Source organism: Janthinobacterium sp. (assembly GCF_009923995.1).
GTDB lineage: Bacteria > Pseudomonadota > Gammaproteobacteria > Burkholderiales > Burkholderiaceae_D > Janthinobacterium.
This window is the reverse complement of record NZ_RFSK01000016.1, coordinates 70,508-85,618: the sequence shown is the minus strand read 5'-3', so window position 1 is coordinate 85,618 and position 15,111 is coordinate 70,508. Positions and strand designations below refer to the sequence as shown.

Genomic DNA, 15,111 nt, shown 5'->3' with positions numbered 1-15,111 from the left:
CTCAGGCGCCGAACCAGCCCTGCAGTTTTTCGGCCGCGCGCAACTTCACGTCGGCCGTGATGTAGGTCGCGACGGTGGCCACGGCGGCGGCCAGCACGGCCAGGTCGTCCGCGTAGCCGATGACGGGCGTGATGTCGGGAATCGCATCGATGGGCGAAATGAAATAGCCGAGCGCGCCGTAAATGGCCGTCTTCGCCCACAGCGGCGTATTCGGCTGCTGCGCCGCGTAATACAGCCACAGGGCCTTTTCGATGACTTCGCGCCCCGCCGTCTTGGCGAACTTGACGACCTTGTCCCAAAAACTGTCATCGGTATATTTTTTTTCATACTGCTGCCCGGCCTTGGGGGCATGGTCTTGTTCCAGATTCTTTCTTTTACCAAACATCTGCTGCTCCTGTGTGCCGCGCACGGCTTTCCGTACGCGCACCTTAGCATAATGGCGGCGCGCGCGCAGGCCGGCGGCGCCAGGCGGCAACACCGCGGAGAGCCTCAAGCATGAACATGGAGACACCTGAAAGCACCACCGTTCCCGCCTACGCCACGGCGCGCGCGGCCGGCCTGCGCCACACGGGCGACCACCAGTCCGGCATCGCCCGGCTGGGCAAGCCCGGCAAGTTCCGCTATGCGGATGCGGACGGCCAGCCCGTGCGCGACGACGACGTCTTGACGCGCATCAAGACGCTGGCCATTCCGCCCGCCTGGACCGATGTGTGGATCTGCCCGCGCGCGAACGGCCACGTGCAGGCGACGGGCCGCGATGCGCGGGGCCGCAAGCAATACCGCTACCATGCGCGCTGGCGCCAGGTGCGCGACGACGTCAAGTACGAGCGCATGCTCAGCTTTGGCAACGCCCTGCCCGCCATCCGCGCCGCCGTCGCGCGCGGCATGCAGCTGCCCGGCCTGCCCCGCGAAAAAGTGCTGGCCACCATCGTGCACCTGCTGGAGCTGACGATGATGCGTATCGGCAATGAGGAATATGCGCGCGCCAACAAGTCCTTCGGCCTGTCCACCCTGCGCACGCGCCACGTCGACATCAAGGGCAGCGCCGTGCAATTCCACTTCAAGGGCAAGAGCGGCGTGCGCCACGACATCCGCCTCAGCGACCGCCGCCTGGCCAGGGTGCTGCAGCGCATGCGCGACTTGCCTGGGCAGGAACTGTTTCAATACGTCGACGAAGCCGGCGAGCGCCACAGCGTCGATTCGGGCGACGTCAACGATTACCTGCGCGCCGCGACGGGCGAGGACTACACGGCCAAGGATTTCCGCACCTGGTCGGGCACCCTGCTGGCCGCGCTGGCCCTGCAGGCCTTCGAGCAGGTCGATTCGGCCGCGCAGGCGAAGAAGAACATCGTGCAAGCCATCGAATCGGTGGCGAAAAAGCTGGGCAATACGCCGACCATCTGCCGCAAATGCTATGTGCACCCGGCCGTGCTGGAGTCCTACCTGGATGGCAGCTTACTGGAAGGAATGCGCGCGCGGGCGCGGCAGGAATTGCGCGAGGACTTGCATGCGCTGACGCCGGAGGAAGCGGCCGTGCTGGCCTTGCTGCAGCAGCGCCTGCAAGGCACGGCTCCCGTCAAGCCTGGCGTGCCGGCTGGGGCTGGCAATGGGGTGACAGCGTAAGGGCATCGCTGCGGCATGCCGGCAAGGTATCGTGCCCCGCCTCGCGCGCCACGGGCGCCGGGCCAGCGTCGGCACCGCCGTCGGCCGGCAGCAGGCTGGCCGCCAGGGTCGACATGGTAAACAGGCAGATCAGGGCAAAGGGCTTGTTCAGGTGAAACGGCTGGATCGTCTTGTGCATCGCATACTCCGTCTGACTGGTTGGCTGTTGCAGCATGAACACGATCATCGCGTGTTTCCGCAAGGCATACAATCAGACGGCACCGACGAGATGGGTAGGACAGCGCTGACAGCCCCCTGCCCACCTTTTCGCTGTCGGAAAACTTGACGGCCGTCCCCCAGCCACTGCCCAAGTCTTTGTTTTAGCAGCCCGCTTTCTCCAGGAATGCTTCCTGCTTGCCCTCCTTCCCGGGCACCTTGGACGCCCTTCTACGGAGGAACCATCATGCGCTTCGTCAAACAGACGCCGTTAGCGCTCCTGGCGCTGCTGCTGTGCGCCTGCGGCGGGCCGAACGATCCCACGCAGCCGCCCCTGCCGAAAGTCGCGCTGGCCGGCGGCATCGACGCGGGCGCCAACGTCACGCCCGGCGATACCGGTCAGGAAGGCAAATCGGCCAGTTCCAGCTCGGAAAACCCGGCCCGGCGCCGCGCTTCCAGGTTGAACGGGCCGCGCAGGGTGGGCGCTTCGTAGCGCCGCGCCAGTTCCGCATACGTGGCGCGCAGCTCCAGGCCCCGCTGGTCGCACAGATAGCCGTACCAGCGGTTGCCGATTTCCACGTGGCCCACCTCGTCGCGCAGGATGATGTCGAGGATGGCGGCGGCGGCCAGGTCGCCCGCCTGCGCCAGCTTGGCGCGCAGGGGCGGAATCGCGTCCAGGCCCCGCGCTTCCAGGGTGCGCGGCACCAGCGCCATGCGCGCCAGCACGTCGCCGCGCGTCTTGTCGACCATTTCCCACAGGCTGTCGTGGCCGGGAAAATCGCCATACGTATGGCCCAGCACCTGCAGGTGCGCCTGCAGCATGGCGAAATGCGTGGCCTCTTCCTTGGCCACGCGCAGCCAGTCCGTGTAGTACTCGGCCGGCAGGTCCGGGAAGCGCCACAGGGCGTCGAGGGCCAGGTTCATGGCGTTGAACTCGATGTGGGCGAGCGCGTGCACCAGCATGGCGCGCCCTTCCGGGGTGATCATCGAGCGCCGTCCCACGAGGCGGGGCGGCACCAGTTCCGGGCGGGCGGGCCGGCCCGGCACGGAACCGGACGGCGCCAGGGGCGCCTTGGCGTCCAGCGCCAGGCCGGCCGCGGCCATGGCCGCCACCATCGCCACCTTCGTTGCCGGGTTCGCTTCCAGCAGGCAAGCGAGCGCGCAGGCGCGCAATTCCGCTGGCGCGGCGGAGGTCGGTGGGGATGACGGCATGGCGGTTCTTTCGGGCAGGTTCTTCAACAAGGGGCGCAGTGTATCAAATTGCCTGCCCCAGCAGCCAGTCCAGCAACGCCTGCACTCTCGCCGGCAGCGGCCGCGCGGCATGCACGAGGTAGTACGCCTGCGGGCTGCGCAAGGCAAATGGGCCGAACGGCAGCACCAGCTGGCCGCTGTCCAGCCATGGCTGCACGAGGCGGCGCCGGCCCATGGCCACGCCCGCGTGGTGGATGGCCGCCTGCGCGCACAGGTCGGCGCGGTCGAAGCGCAGGCTGCGCGCAGGCAAGTCCAGGCCGGGCGCCTGCGCGTCCAGCCACAGCCGCCATTCCGCATCGGGCGCGCAGGCGGGCCAGGCCAGGGTATCGTGCAGCACGGTCGCCTGCACCAGTTTATGCGGCGCATCAAACAAGCCGTGCCGGCGCGCATAGTCGGGACTGCAGACGGGCGCCAGCCATTCATCCATCAGCGGGCGCGACGCGAGGCCGGGAAAGCTGCCGTCGCCGTAATGCAGGGCCAGGTCCACCTGGCCGGCGCGAAAGTCCACGCTGTCATTGCCCACGCGCAAGTCGAGCGACACGTCGGGATACAAGGCGGTCAAGCCGGCCAGGCGCGGCACCAGCCAGCACTGGGCGATGGAGGGGCGCGCATGCACGGTGATGCCGCCGGCCAGCGCATCGCCGCCGGCGATGGCCGCATGCAGGCCGTCCCAGCCCATCTGCAGGGCGGCGAAGATGCGCTCGCCCTCCGGCGTCAGCCTGACCTGCCGCGTCAGGCGCTGGAACAGCCGCAGGCCCAGGGCCGCTTCCAGGCGCGCGATGCGGTGGCTGACGGCGCTGGGCGTGAGGGCCAGTTCCTGCGCCGCCAGCGCGAAACTGGCATGGCGCGCCGCCACGCGGAAGGTGTGCAGGTTGGCGAACTGGCTGGCCGTCAGCGTGGCCAAGCGCTGCGCGCCGGCCGGCATCAGACCGCTCCGGGCGCCAGCAAGGCGCGGCCCCGCGCCACGTAGGCGGCCATTTCCGCCTCGGGCACCATGCTGCCGCCCGTGCCCCACACCAGGTGCGTGGCCTGCGCCAGGTGCGGCTGGTACCGGGGCGCCGCCAGCACGGCAGCGATGCCCGCGAAACCGGCCACGGCGGACGGCTCCAGGCGCAAGCCTTGCGTTTGCTCAAGCGTCGCCAGCAAGCGGTACAGTTCTTCATCCGTGACGGTGGCGTAGCCGTCGATCAGGCGCTGCATGGCCCGCCCGACGAAGCCGGACGGGCGGCCCACTGCCAGGCCATCGGCGGCCGTGACGTTGTCGATGCCGATGTCCTGCACGCTGATGCCCTCGTGCAAGCCCGTGTGCACGCCCAGCAGCATGCAGGGCGAGTGGGTCGGCTCGGCGAAGATGCAATGGACATGGTCGCCAAAGGCCAGCTTCAGGCCGAAGGCCACGCCGCCGGGGCCGCCCCCCACGCCACACGGCAGGTAGACGAACAGGGGATGCGCCGCATCGACCGCGATGCCGCTTGCCGCGAACTGGGCTTTCAGGCGCTGGCCGGCCACCGCATAGCCGAGAAACAGATCGTTCGAGTTTTCATCGTCGACGAAGTGGCAGGCCGGGTCGCCCTGCGCCTGCTTGCGCCCTTCCTCGACGGCCACGCTGTAGTCGGTGGCGTACTCCACCACCGTGACGCCGTGGCTGCGCAGCTTGTCCTTCTTCCACTGGCGCGCGTCCGACGACATGTGCACCGTGGCGCGAAAGCCCAGCTTCGCGCTCATGATGCCGATCGACAAGCCGAGGTTGCCCGTGGAGCCGACGGCGATCGCGTACTGGCCGAAGAATGCCCGCACGGCGTCGCTGGCCAGCAGGCTGTAATCGTCGCCCTCCTTCAGCAGCCCGGCGTCCAGCGCCAGCGTTTCCGCGTGCTTCAGCACCTCGTAGATGCCGCCGCGCGCCTTGATGGAGCCGGAAATGGGCAGATGGCTGTCCAGCTTGAGCCACAGCTGACCGCTCGTCACGCCTGACGCCAAACCCAGCGCCGCCTGCATGGCGGGCAGCGGCACGACGGGCGACTCGATGACGCCGCCGCTGGCCGCCGTTTCCGGGAATGCCTTGGCCAGGTAGGGGGCAAAGCGCGCCAGGCGCGCGCTGGCGTCCATGACGTCGCCGGCAGACAGGCCCACGTCATGCAAGGCTACGGCGGCCGGCGCGATGGCGGGATTGAACCAGCTCAGGGGCTGCAAGGCCGCCAGTTCATGAATGAGGGGAAATTGCGCGCGCAAGGCGGCGATGGCGGAAGTGGATAACATGGCAAGCTCGTCGAGGATCAAGCCATGATTAGACCGCATCCGGGCGCTGCTGGCAAAGGATGGTTCATCAGGCAATGGGTGACATCACGTCATCTGTGCGCCGGGCCAGCCGCAGGCGGGCTGGCAAGCGCCTGCCTAGCGCTGCGCGGGCGCGCCGCCGCTGCCGCCATCGCCCTCCACGCCATTGATCTTGTGGTACAGCGCCTGCAGATAATGGTAGTCGGCCATGAACAGGTCCTCGATCACCTTGGAATTGACGATATCGAGCGAGCCCAGCCGCACAACGACGCGCGCCAGTACCAGGACCATCAGATAGGCAGGGTTCGCCTGCACCCGGTGGTCCTTCAGCGGCAGGATTTCATCGCCGGCCGTCGCCAGCCGCATCACCCCGTGGCGATGCAGGGTACCCTCACCATCGCGATAGCCGATGGGCAGGGTAAATTCATATTCCGTATTCCTTACTTGCATGGGCTCGTCTCCTTGTCTGCGGGGCGCCATTGCATGCACGGCAGCCCCTTTTGCAGCCCCTACTATGCAATGAAATGTTCTTTTAAGCAATATCCAAAAGCAAGCGCCCTGCGCCCCGGCGATAGCTAAATTTAATTCTTGAAGGCAATATCGATTAAAGAAAAGTTTCCACAAAAGCACAAAAATAAGTTATCTTTAATGCAAATATAAAGGAGACATTTTTCTCTTTATGACCGAGGCAAAAATGCGCTCCAGGAATGACAACATCACGATAGCGGATATGGAAACACGGGACTGCGCGAGGCAGGATGACTTGACGGCTCAGAAGGTCGAGGTCGGCATCATCTTCCAGGAAATGCTCGACACGGCCACGGCGGCCGCCTACCTGGAAAAAAACAAGGTGCCCATCGCCACGGCCCTGCGCGTGCTGACGGGCTCGCGGCGGAAAAAAGCGGGTGCACGTTGACACCTTGCTTATCCTTTTACCATATTTGGACGAAATTCATGTATGATTTCCGTCAAGCAATCTCATCATGCAGTCACAGCCCCTGACTGCCCCATTTCTTGCCGCCCTGAACCTGCTGGCTTACCGCGCTGCCCTGTCCGGGCAGACAATGCAGGCAGACAGTCATGGCAAGCCAAACTCCTCCACTGCGCATCATGGTCGTCGACGACAACCGTGACGCGGCAGACATCGTAGCCGAATTCCTCGTCATCAGCGGCCATGAAGCCATACCCGTGTACGGCGGCGCCGAGGCGCTGCGCATGGCCGACGCGTTTGCACCGGACGTGGTGTTTCTCGACCTGGGCATGCCCGAAGTGAGCGGCTTCCAGGTCGCGTCCCGCCTCAGGCAGGCGTCGAAATTCCAGGGAACAAAAATGATTGCCTTGACGGCATGGAGCGACGAGCTCACCCGCGCCAGGACGAGAAATGGCGGCTTCGACCATCATCTGGTCAAGCCCGCCAGCCTCGACGACATCCTGGGCTTGCTGGGCCCGGCAACGTGAAGCGCGCTCCTGCCCGGCACTCCCGCGCGGCGGCCAGGGTACTTCCTGTCAGCACAGGCGCCTGCAGGCGGCAGTCGCCGCCTTATTTCGCGCAGCTCGAATCCGGCAGCGTGCTGGTATCCACTTCGCCAGGCACGATTTCATAGCTGAGCAGTTCCGCCTTGTTATCGCGCACTTGCCAAATCATGCGCTCGCTGGCCTTCCCATTCCTGAAATCGGTCTGGTAAACCAGTCTGACCTGGTTCAGGACGCAGGCTGCCCTGAGCTGGTGCGATTCCTTGATGGGGCCATAGATCTGCATCGCCTGTTCGGCGGCCTGGACGAAGTCATGCTCCGTCTGGTGCTGTCTCAACAGCTCGCCGGACATGGCGTACATGGCAGAAAACTGGCCCTGTGTCCAATACTGATGAAAGACATCTGCGGCCGCATCGGCCGTTTTCCAGTCCTTTTCATAATAGCCAACGTGTACATCGCAGGCGCCCAACAGCACGGCGAGCGATAAGCAGCAGCCGATCTTTTTCATTGCCAAAGTATTCATCCTTGATGGTTTGTGGCTGGCCGCCACGTTGATTGCCGCCCACGCCCGCCAGACGGCGGCAGCACGGCGCAGCGTGCCAGGCGCCTGAAGCGGGCGCCAGAGAGCATAACAAATTACCAAGAAGAAACATAGTCACATTCTCACCAGCGGCCAGCCGCCGTGCAGGCTGCGCCCCGGGCCGGCGGGCGCCCTCCTCCCGCGGCATGGGCGGCAGGAGCAAGGCGCCGTCGCCGATGGCCAGCCTCAGAAGGTCAGCCGCAAGCCCACGTCGATCGACCTGCCCTCGCCCGGCAAGGCTTGCAGCGCCCCGCCCTGCGCCTTCAGGCCCGACAGGTAGACGCCGCCCAGCGGGTCCGCATGGGCACGGTTGAACAGGTTGCTGACACCGGCGCTCAGCGTCGCCATCTTGCCCAGCGCCACGCTGCTGCGCACGTTGACGAGGGCGTAGCCGCCCGTTTCCGGCTCCAGCCGGCGGGCATCGACCTTGTCCTTGCGCGCGACGAGCTTCGTTTCGATGCGGTTGCTCCAGGCGCCCAGCCGGTGCTCGACGGCGAACACGGCGTTGAGCGGCATCATGCGGTACAGGTCGCCGCCATCGCTGCGCCGGCCCCGCGTCCAGGCCCCGTTGCCGCTGGCGGTCAGGCTGCCCCACTGGCTGCTGCGCGCCAGCGGCAGCTGCCACGCCAGGTTGACGCCGTACAAGGTCGCATCGTGGTTGGTGAACTGCAGCAGGTTGCCCTGGGCGCCCATCTGCATGTAGGGGTGAAAAGGCGCCAGCACGTCGGCGTCGATGTAGTTGTCGACCTTGCTGTAATAGGGGTTGACGCGCAGGAACCAGCCCTCCTCGCCGCCGCCATGCCAGTCGGCCGTGAAGGCCGCCGTGTACGCCGTCTCGGGTTTCAAGTCGATATTGCCCACGTAACCGTTGCCGTCGCCAAACCAGTTGGTCATGGTCATGGCCATCGAGCCGCGGCCCCACGAGTAGCGCTCGTACAGGCTGGGTGAACGCACCTTGCGCGCCAGCGCGAAGTCATAGCGGCTGGCAGCGTCCGGCGTGTAGGTCGCTTGCGCCGAGGCATCGATATTCGTGTCGCGCTGCTTGCGGCCGCGCGCATTGAAGGCGGCGGCCGCCATCGTATCGGCCATGTTCATCATGTTCGTGCCATACGCTTGCACGGCGCCCGTGTCCATGCGCACGGCTTCGCCCCGCAGGCCCAGCACGCTCGTCCAGCGCCCATCGTGGCGCGTTTCCAGCTCGCCGAACAGCACCGTGCGCGCGCGCCTGCCGTCATTGATGTTCAGGTAGGTGCGCGGCCCCATCATCATGGAACCGGGCACGGCCGGCCAAACATCGTCGAGACGGAAGCCGTGCCATTCCTGGCCCAGGCGCAGCTCGCCCGCAGCCAGCGGCAGGCTGGCCATCAGCGCATAGCCCGTATTGCGCCCGTGCGTGAGCATCGGCATCGTGCCCGTGCGCTCGGGCGTGAAGAAGCCCATTTCATGGTCCGTCTGCTGCCAGTAGGCGCGCGCGTCCAGCACGCCCCAGGCAAACGTGCCCTGGTAGGCCAGGTTGGCGAACTGGCCGTGGTTGTCCGTCATGTCCATGTACTGGTTCGGGAAACCCTGGTAGGGGATGTGCTGCACGCCGGCGCGCAGGGTCAGCTGCTGTCCATCGCCTTTCGCCGCCAGCACGATGGCCTGGTTGATGCTTTCAAACATGCTGGCCAGCACGGTGGTGCCATGGCCATCGTCATAACTGTGGCCGCGCGTGGCGGCGCCGCTGTAGCCGATGCTGAGGGTATCGCTGGCGGCCGACGCGTTCACGCTGGTGGCCACGCTGTTGTTGACGCTGCGTCCCGACACGGCAAGGCTGCCCTGCGTCAGCAGCCCCGCGCCGGGCTGGGCAAACACGGGCGCCAGCGACTGCACGTCGATGCTGCCGCCGATGCTGTCGCCGCCCATGCTGACGGGCGTCACGCCCGCGATCAGGCGGATGCGCTGCACCTGCTGCGGGTCGATGTAGGACAGCGGCGCATTCATGTGATTGGCGCAGGCGGACGTCAGTTCCATGCCGTCGATGCGGATTTTCAAGCGCTCATCGGCGAAACCATTGACCACCGGCAAGCCGGACACGCCGCCGCCGGCCGCCACGCTGTAGCCGGGCGTGCTCGACAACATCAGCGCCGTGTCGGCGGCGGGACGGTAGCCATCCTTGACGCCCGTGACGATGACTTTCATTTCAGGCAAGACCGGCTCGCTGCGGGTCTGGCCCAGGGCGGGCATGGCGATAACAAAAGAAATGATGAATGGAAAATGTTTCATGGTGCTGCTTTCAGATTCTGTATGGGCAAGACGAACGGCCGCCAGCGCACGACGGGTGCGAGGCAAGGCAGTTCAGGGATTGGACAGGTCAGAAAGCGGCGGGCGGGCCGCGGGGCTGGACGGGTGTCCAGGCAAACAGGGGCGTGGCGGACTGGTAGAACAGCAGGGGCAGCAAGCCCGTGAGGACTTCGCCGGACGCCAGCACGAGGGTGGTGGGAGGAATATCGAGGGTGGCCGCGTGCATGCTGCAGCACGGGCAATCCATGCGCATGGCACCCTGGGCGGGATCGGGCGCGTCCGTGGACAACTTCACGGGCAGCATGTTCATGCCGCCCGCCACGGAACAGATCTCGAAACTGGGCACGGCCTGGCCGCTGGCGACCGTGAAGGCGCGCGACAGGGTCGGGGCGAGCGCGGCCATGAGGATGGCGAAGCACGCGATCCACAGGACGATGACGGCGCGGCCTTGGCGAATAAACATGGCGGCATTATAACGGCCACCCTGCCCCGTGCCCAGCCGCGCCGTCAAGGAAACTTTACAAAGCGTCCAGTTTCCTGCGCTCGGCCAGCAAATCCGTCTCGCTGAGCGGCAAATACCCTTCCTCGCTATCCTGCTGCGCGTCGAGGATGGCTTGTCCCTGCGGCGACAGGGCCAGTTGCAGATAGGCTTTCACCAGCGGATCGAGCGCCTTGCCCGGCGCGCGGTTGACGTATAGCTGCACGGGCATGGTCAGTGGATAGTTGCCGGCGCGCACGGTGGCCTTGTCGGGACCGTAGTATGGCGCGCCGGGCGCGGCTGCCAGCGGCAGCACGCGCACCTGGTCCGAGATGGGCGCCGCATTCACCCAGCCCAGCACGGCGATGCCGTAGCGGTCGGCGGCCACGGCGCGGATCACGGCCTCGCGCGAGGCCAGCGCCTCGTACTGGGCCGCGAACGGACGCTTGCCGAAACGCGCATGGCGCAAGCCCGTGGCGAAGCCGCCATCGTCGCGCAAGCCGTAGGCGTGGATGCGGCGCGGCGCCCACTCCCCTGTCGCGCCCAGCTGCGACCACAGGTGGATGTCGCCGGCCGGCGCGCCCGCCGTGAATACCTGGCCCAGCTGCTCCATCGTCAAGCCCGCCAGCGGATTGTCGCGGTGCACGTAGACGGCGGGCGGCGTCTTGGCCGGCGGCCGGGGGCCGTGGCCGTTGTAGCCGATGCGCACGGGCGTGGCGTCGTAGCCAAAGACTTGCCGGAAGGCCGCCTGGTCGCCCGGCCACATGTCGCGCGTCAGGGGCGCGAACGCCGTGGCGCCCGCCGTCAGCGCGGGCATGCCGGCCGACGAACCTTCCATGCGCAGGCTGAAACGCACTTGCGGGTGCTGGCGCGTGAACAGCGCGTTCAACTGCGTGATCACTTCTTCCAGGCCATCGTTGCCGACGATGGCCACCGTGCCGTCACGGTTCACATAGGTTTGCGCGGGATCAACGGCCACGGGCGCGGCCTGCACGGCGGCCGCCAGCAGGCAGCACGCGGCCAGCGCGGTCTTGTTCAACAGCGTCATTCGAGTTTCTCCAGTTCAGTCCTGGCCTGCGCGGCCGTCAGGGGCAGGTAGCCGCCCGCTTGCGCGGCGAGGATGGCCTGCCCTTCGCGTGACAGCACGAGGCGCAGGTATTCCTTCGCCAGCGGATCGACGGCCTGGCCCGGCAAGCGGCGCACGTACAGGTACACATAGCGGCCGTACGGGTAGCGGCCGGCGACCACTTCCGCGTCCGTGCCCGTCGCCGCCTGGCCGTCGGCGCCCACGATGGCCAGCTGGCGCAGCTGCGGATGGCGCACACCCAGCGCGGCCACGCCGATGCCGGCCGGGTCTTGCGCGATGCGGCCCGTGATGGCGGCCGTGTTGCCCAGCTCTTCGTGATTGGGCGCCAGCGCCCGGCCCTGGAAGTGTTCGCGCTGCAAGTAGTCGCCAAAGCCCGTGTACGCGGCCGTGCCGTAGGGGTGGATGGCGCGCGCCCGCCATTCGCCGCTCAAGCCCAGCTGTCCCCAGCGGCTGACATCGCCCCCGGGATTACCCACGGACAGGATTTGCGACACTTGCGCCGCCGTCAGCTGCGTCAGAGGATTGGCGCGGTTCACGTAGACGGCCAGGGAGGTGGCCAGGTGGCCGTCCGGCGTGGCCGCCGTGTGTGCGATGCGGATTTCCAGCGCGTCGCGCCCGACGATCTTGCGGTAAGGCACCAGTTCAATGGCATTGATGGCGCGGCCCATGGCGCCGAACAGGATCTTGTCGTGCATCAGGAGCGGCACGGCGCTGCTCGTGCCCTTGCCGTCAAAGCCCAGCACGATGTCCGGATGGCTGGCGGCAAATAAGGCATTCCATTCGCCCACGGCGGTGGCCACGTGTTCGGCGCCGCCTATCATGGCCGCGCCCGTCCTGCGGTCCACATAGCCGGCCGTGGCCGGCACCTTGACGGGCTGCGGCACATACGCGGGCAAGGCGGGATCGAGCGGGGCCGCCGCCCCTGCCGATGCGGACAGGGCCAGCAGGAAGGCCGCCAGCGGCAAGCAAGGCTTATTTGCCATCGCTGGCCCAGTCCACGGCCGCGTCGAACAGGCGCAGGCCGGCCGGCGACAGGTTCGTAAACGTTTCATTGTCGAGGAAGAAGCTGACCCGGCGCGCGGGCGCCAGGCTTTCGTAATCCATGGTGGCGCCCTTTTCATAGCCGAAGATGGCGGCTTTTTCCGGCTCGCCATAGATGGTGGCGATCGTCGTCGCGCCCAGGCCCGGCTTGCCCCAGCTCATAGTCGATTGCTTTTGATAAATATCCACCGTGCCGGCCGGCAAGCCGCCCGCCAGCGCATGGGGTGCGTTGACCAGCCACACATAGCGCGATTTTTCCACCGTGCCATAGTCCACGCCGGCCCGCTTGCCCGTCATCGACAGGTCGTCATACAGGTCGTTTTCCCACGTCAGCACGGGCACGGTGACGTTGCGGTAGGCGCCCAGCATGTCGCGCCCGCGGATGGTGGACGACAGGATCACCAGGTCCTTGCCTTGCGCGCCGGACACGGGCGCGTACTGGCTGTACAGGGTGACGGCATAGCCGCGCGCTTCCAGGTGTTCCTTGATCTTCTGGTCGAAGGGCAGGCTCTTGCCTTCGAGGCGCACCACCAGCAGCACCTGCTTGCCAGGTGCAGCCTGCGCCGCCTGCGCGTGCATCGTTCCCGCCAGCAGGACCGCCGCCAGCAGGGTGTTGAGCGGGCGCATCACAGGTCCACCTTCATGCTCAGCTTGATGGCGCGCGGCGCACCGGAGGCCAGGCGCGTGCCGGCGCCGGCCCAGTAGCGCTTGTCCGCCGCGTTTTCCACGTTCAGCTGCCACACGACGGCCTTGTTCATGACCGTGCTCGCATAGCGGGCGCCGGCGCTGAACAAGGTCACGCCGCCCAGGAATGCCTGGTTCAGGTCGTTGACGGGACGGGCGCTGTAGTAATACGCGCCGCCGTTGACGGACAGGCCCGGCACGGCGTCAAACGCGTAGGCGAGGAAGGCGCTGCCCGTGCGCTTGGAGGCGTTTTCCGGCGCCTTGCCGTTGTAGTCGGCGTTGATGTGCTCGAATTTCGGGTCGAGGAACTGGGCCGACGTCTGCCACGACAGCTGGCGCGTCAGCTTGCCCTGGGTCGACAGTTCCAGGCCGCGGTAGCGCTGCTCGCCATCCGACGTGAAGACATTGCTGCTGTTGGTGTAGTAGCCGGGACGCGTGATGTCGAACAGCGCGGCCGACACCAAGGTGCCGCCCGGCGTCATCCAGCGCGCGCCCAGTTCCTTTTGCTTGCTCACGCCAGGCGCCATCTTGACGTTCTGGTTGACGGTGCCCGTCGGGCCCGTCTCGCCCTCTTCCAGCCCCCGCGCCGACGAAGCGTAGAACGAGATGGCCGGCGTGGCCTTGTAGATCAGCGACACCATCGGCGTCGTCTCGCTCACGTCATAGTGGCTGGCGCCCTGGTCGCTCTGGTAGCTGGTGCGGCGCACGCCCACCACGCTTTGCCATTGCGGGCTGAAGACCATGCGGTCGAGCGCATACAGGCCCGTATCGCGCGTTTCCAGCGCGGCCGTCGTCGGCGTCGTGGGCTTGGGACCGAAGACGACATTCGTCACGGGCACGGGGTTGTACAGGTTTTGCGAGGCGATCGTGTAATTGCTCTGGTAAATCGGGTCCTGCGACTTGTCCGTGCGCGAGGCGCCCAGGGTCAGTTCATGGGCGATGAAGCCCGTGTTGAAATTGCCGGCCAGTTCCGCGCGCAGCAGGTCCGACGCCGTCACGTGGTGCTGCATATTGCCCGTGATGCGGCCCGCGCCCGTTTCCACGGCGGCCGCGTTGTTCAGGCGGAAGATGGCCAGGCGGCGGTCGCGCGCCGTTTCCGAGTGGCCCGCCTCCACCGTCAGGGCCCAGCCGTCCGCGATGGCGTAATCGGCGCGCAGTTGCGCGTTTTTCGTCTGCGCCTCGAAATTCGACCAGTCCGGGCCGATCAGCTTGCGCGGATCGACGGCGCGCGGCAAGGTGATCACGCCTTTCACGGCGGCCGGCAAGGCCACGCCCGCCTGCTCCGTCACCCGGCGGCGGTCGTATTCCAGGTCCGCCTTCAGCAGCAGCTTGTTCGTCACGCGCCAGTCCAGCGCGGCGGACACGAAGCTGCGGTTGCCGTTGCCCACATTATCCAGGTAGGAACCCAGGGTGCCGCCAGCGGCATTGATGCGCACGCCGAATTCCTGCTCCGCGCCGAAGCGGCGGCCGATGTCCACGTTTGCCACGGCACTGCCCCGGTCATCGAGACTCAGGCCCATGCTGGTGACGGGCTTGCTGCCCGCCCGCTTGGTGACGAAATTGACGACGCCGGCCGGCGAGGTGAAGCCGTAGTACAGGGCCGAGGCGCCCTTCAGCACTTCCACCCGCTCCTTGTTTTCCATGGGCACTTGCGAAAAGTTCATGATGGGCATGGAACCGTTCAGGCGGTAATTCGTGCGGTTTTCCACGGCGATGCCGCGTATCACCAACTGGTCCCACGTCTCGCCGCCGTTTTGCTGGCGCGTCACGCCCGCCGTGTTGCGCACGGCATCGTACAGGCCGGACACGGCTTGCTGCTCCAGCAATTCGCGCGTGATGACGTTGACGGTCGATGGCACGTCCATGATGTTGGCGCCACGGAAGCTGCCCGCCTCCGTCGTCGTGGGCACCAGGCCTTGCGCGCGCGCGCCCGTCACCTGCACGGCCTGCATGACTTTCTCATCGCCAGCCGTCAGGTCGTCCTGGCCGTTGGCCCCATTCGCGGCGCTGGCCGCGTGGGAAGCGAAGGCCAGCGACAGGGCCGCGGCCACTGGGAGTAGTTGCAAAGAAGGAAAGGCAGCGCGCATAAAGACAAATCTTTCAACAGAAAACAGTGATGGGAGGAAACCTCAAGTTACGCCG

General features: G+C 66.5%; 17 protein-coding genes. 4 read left to right on the top strand and 13 right to left on the bottom strand.

Annotated features, from left to right (window positions below; translation table 11 throughout):
* Position 1: 1 nt before the first annotated feature.
* A complete protein-coding gene (locus EBS11_RS10865) occupies positions 2-385 on the bottom strand; it encodes a DUF1232 domain-containing protein (protein ID WP_290602778.1) in 384 nt (127 codons plus the stop codon).
* A gap of 110 nt (positions 386-495) precedes the next feature.
* Here EBS11_RS10865 and EBS11_RS10860 point away from each other — a divergent pair, with 110 nt between their 5' ends.
* Positions 496-1,623, top strand: coding sequence for a DNA topoisomerase IB (locus EBS11_RS10860; RefSeq protein WP_290602773.1), 1,128 nt, complete (start codon positions 496-498; stop codon positions 1,621-1,623).
* Here the strand turns inward: EBS11_RS10860 and EBS11_RS10855 are convergent.
* Entirely contained in the window at positions 1,577-1,801 is a 225-nt protein-coding gene (locus EBS11_RS10855) for a hypothetical protein (protein WP_290602769.1), read from the bottom strand. The two genes, EBS11_RS10860 and EBS11_RS10855, sit on opposite strands and share 47 nt — an antisense overlap.
* Positions 1,802-2,065: 264 nt before the next feature.
* Between EBS11_RS10855 and EBS11_RS10850 the strand changes: the two genes are divergently transcribed.
* On the top strand, positions 2,066-2,311 hold the full coding sequence (locus tag EBS11_RS10850; RefSeq protein WP_290602767.1) for a hypothetical protein: 246 nt from the start codon (positions 2,066-2,068) through the stop codon (positions 2,309-2,311).
* Here EBS11_RS10850 and EBS11_RS10845 read toward each other — a convergent pair.
* The 4 genes from EBS11_RS10845 to EBS11_RS10830 all read right to left on the bottom strand — a co-directional run bounded on the left by EBS11_RS10845 (position 2,218) and on the right by EBS11_RS10830 (position 5,793).
* A complete protein-coding gene (locus tag EBS11_RS10845) occupies positions 2,218-3,030 on the bottom strand; it encodes a ferritin-like domain-containing protein (protein ID WP_290602765.1) in 813 nt (270 codons plus the stop codon). The genes EBS11_RS10850 and EBS11_RS10845 overlap by 94 nt on opposite strands.
* A 43-nt stretch (positions 3,031-3,073) precedes the next feature.
* Positions 3,074-3,994 carry a DNA-binding transcriptional regulator DsdC gene (gene dsdC / locus EBS11_RS10840; protein WP_290602762.1) on the bottom strand — a complete coding sequence of 307 codons (921 nt, stop codon included), beginning with the start codon at positions 3,992-3,994 and terminating at the stop codon, positions 3,074-3,076.
* Entirely contained in the window at positions 3,994-5,325 is a 1,332-nt protein-coding gene (locus EBS11_RS10835) for a D-serine ammonia-lyase (protein WP_290602760.1), read from the bottom strand. Before EBS11_RS10835 ends, dsdC begins: the two co-directional genes overlap by 1 nt.
* A 135-nt stretch (positions 5,326-5,460) precedes the next feature.
* Positions 5,461-5,793, bottom strand: coding sequence for a hypothetical protein (locus tag EBS11_RS10830; protein ID WP_290602758.1), 333 nt, complete (start codon positions 5,791-5,793; stop codon positions 5,461-5,463).
* A gap of 313 nt (positions 5,794-6,106) precedes the next feature.
* Between EBS11_RS10830 and EBS11_RS10825 the strand changes: the two genes are divergently transcribed.
* Positions 6,107-6,259, top strand: a complete 153-nt coding sequence (locus EBS11_RS10825; protein WP_290602756.1) for a hypothetical protein — start codon at positions 6,107-6,109, stop codon at positions 6,257-6,259.
* 164 nt (positions 6,260-6,423) lie between these two features.
* Positions 6,424-6,801, top strand: a complete 378-nt coding sequence (locus tag EBS11_RS10820; RefSeq protein ID WP_290602754.1) for a response regulator — start codon at positions 6,424-6,426, stop codon at positions 6,799-6,801.
* 82 nt (positions 6,802-6,883) lie between these two features.
* Here the strand turns inward: EBS11_RS10820 and EBS11_RS10815 are convergent, their stop codons facing one another.
* The 7 genes from EBS11_RS10815 to EBS11_RS10785 all read right to left on the bottom strand — a co-directional run bounded on the left by EBS11_RS10815 (position 6,884) and on the right by EBS11_RS10785 (position 15,056).
* Positions 6,884-7,324: a hypothetical protein gene (locus EBS11_RS10815; RefSeq protein ID WP_290602752.1), complete on the bottom strand. Its 441-nt coding sequence runs from the start codon at positions 7,322-7,324 to the stop codon at positions 6,884-6,886.
* 258 nt (positions 7,325-7,582) lie between these two features.
* The gene (locus tag EBS11_RS10810) at positions 7,583-9,661 is read right to left on the bottom strand and encodes a TonB-dependent receptor (RefSeq protein WP_290602751.1); all 2,079 of its coding nucleotides are present in this window, start codon (positions 9,659-9,661) and stop codon (positions 7,583-7,585) included.
* 88 nt (positions 9,662-9,749) lie between these two features.
* A complete protein-coding gene (locus tag EBS11_RS10805) occupies positions 9,750-10,142 on the bottom strand; it encodes a DUF2946 domain-containing protein (protein ID WP_290602750.1) in 393 nt (130 codons plus the stop codon).
* A 55-nt stretch (positions 10,143-10,197) separates the two neighbouring features.
* On the bottom strand, positions 10,198-11,205 hold the full coding sequence (locus EBS11_RS10800) for a substrate-binding domain-containing protein (protein WP_290602747.1): 1,008 nt from the start codon (positions 11,203-11,205) through the stop codon (positions 10,198-10,200).
* The gene (locus EBS11_RS10795; RefSeq protein ID WP_290602744.1) at positions 11,202-12,227 is read right to left on the bottom strand and encodes a substrate-binding domain-containing protein; all 1,026 of its coding nucleotides are present in this window, start codon (positions 12,225-12,227) and stop codon (positions 11,202-11,204) included. Before EBS11_RS10795 ends, EBS11_RS10800 begins: the two co-directional genes overlap by 4 nt.
* On the bottom strand, positions 12,217-12,912 hold the full coding sequence (locus EBS11_RS10790; protein WP_290602739.1) for a hypothetical protein: 696 nt from the start codon (positions 12,910-12,912) through the stop codon (positions 12,217-12,219). The genes EBS11_RS10795 and EBS11_RS10790 overlap by 11 nt, the downstream gene beginning before the upstream one ends.
* Positions 12,912-15,056, bottom strand: a complete 2,145-nt coding sequence (locus EBS11_RS10785; protein ID WP_290602735.1) for a TonB-dependent siderophore receptor — start codon at positions 15,054-15,056, stop codon at positions 12,912-12,914. Before EBS11_RS10785 ends, EBS11_RS10790 begins: the two co-directional genes overlap by 1 nt.
* Positions 15,057-15,111: the final 55 nt, after the last annotated feature.

Excerpts from the sequence above, each read along its gene's own strand:
- EBS11_RS10865 (WP_290602778.1), bottom strand. The coding sequence starts at position 385 with ATGTTTGGTAAAAGAAAGAATCTGGAACAAGACCATGCCCCCAAGGCC.
- EBS11_RS10860 (WP_290602773.1), top strand. The coding sequence starts at position 496 with ATGAACATGGAGACACCTGAAAGCACCACCGTTCCCGCCTACGCCACG.
- EBS11_RS10855 (WP_290602769.1), bottom strand. The coding sequence starts at position 1,801 with ATGCACAAGACGATCCAGCCGTTTCACCTGAACAAGCCCTTTGCCCTG.
- EBS11_RS10850 (WP_290602767.1), top strand. The coding sequence starts at position 2,066 with ATGCGCTTCGTCAAACAGACGCCGTTAGCGCTCCTGGCGCTGCTGCTG.
- EBS11_RS10845 (WP_290602765.1), bottom strand. The coding sequence starts at position 3,030 with ATGCCGTCATCCCCACCGACCTCCGCCGCGCCAGCGGAATTGCGCGCC.
- dsdC (WP_290602762.1), bottom strand. The coding sequence starts at position 3,994 with ATGCCGGCCGGCGCGCAGCGCTTGGCCACGCTGACGGCCAGCCAGTTC.
- EBS11_RS10835 (WP_290602760.1), bottom strand. The coding sequence starts at position 5,325 with ATGTTATCCACTTCCGCCATCGCCGCCTTGCGCGCGCAATTTCCCCTC.
- EBS11_RS10830 (WP_290602758.1), bottom strand. The coding sequence starts at position 5,793 with ATGCAAGTAAGGAATACGGAATATGAATTTACCCTGCCCATCGGCTAT.
- EBS11_RS10820 (WP_290602754.1), top strand. The coding sequence starts at position 6,424 with ATGGCAAGCCAAACTCCTCCACTGCGCATCATGGTCGTCGACGACAAC.
- EBS11_RS10815 (WP_290602752.1), bottom strand. The coding sequence starts at position 7,324 with ATGAAAAAGATCGGCTGCTGCTTATCGCTCGCCGTGCTGTTGGGCGCC.
- EBS11_RS10810 (WP_290602751.1), bottom strand. The coding sequence starts at position 9,661 with ATGAAACATTTTCCATTCATCATTTCTTTTGTTATCGCCATGCCCGCC.
- EBS11_RS10805 (WP_290602750.1), bottom strand. The coding sequence starts at position 10,142 with ATGTTTATTCGCCAAGGCCGCGCCGTCATCGTCCTGTGGATCGCGTGC.
- EBS11_RS10800 (WP_290602747.1), bottom strand. The coding sequence starts at position 11,205 with ATGACGCTGTTGAACAAGACCGCGCTGGCCGCGTGCTGCCTGCTGGCG.
- EBS11_RS10795 (WP_290602744.1), bottom strand. The coding sequence starts at position 12,227 with ATGGCAAATAAGCCTTGCTTGCCGCTGGCGGCCTTCCTGCTGGCCCTG.
- EBS11_RS10790 (WP_290602739.1), bottom strand. The coding sequence starts at position 12,912 with ATGCGCCCGCTCAACACCCTGCTGGCGGCGGTCCTGCTGGCGGGAACG.
- EBS11_RS10785 (WP_290602735.1), bottom strand. The coding sequence starts at position 15,056 with ATGCGCGCTGCCTTTCCTTCTTTGCAACTACTCCCAGTGGCCGCGGCC.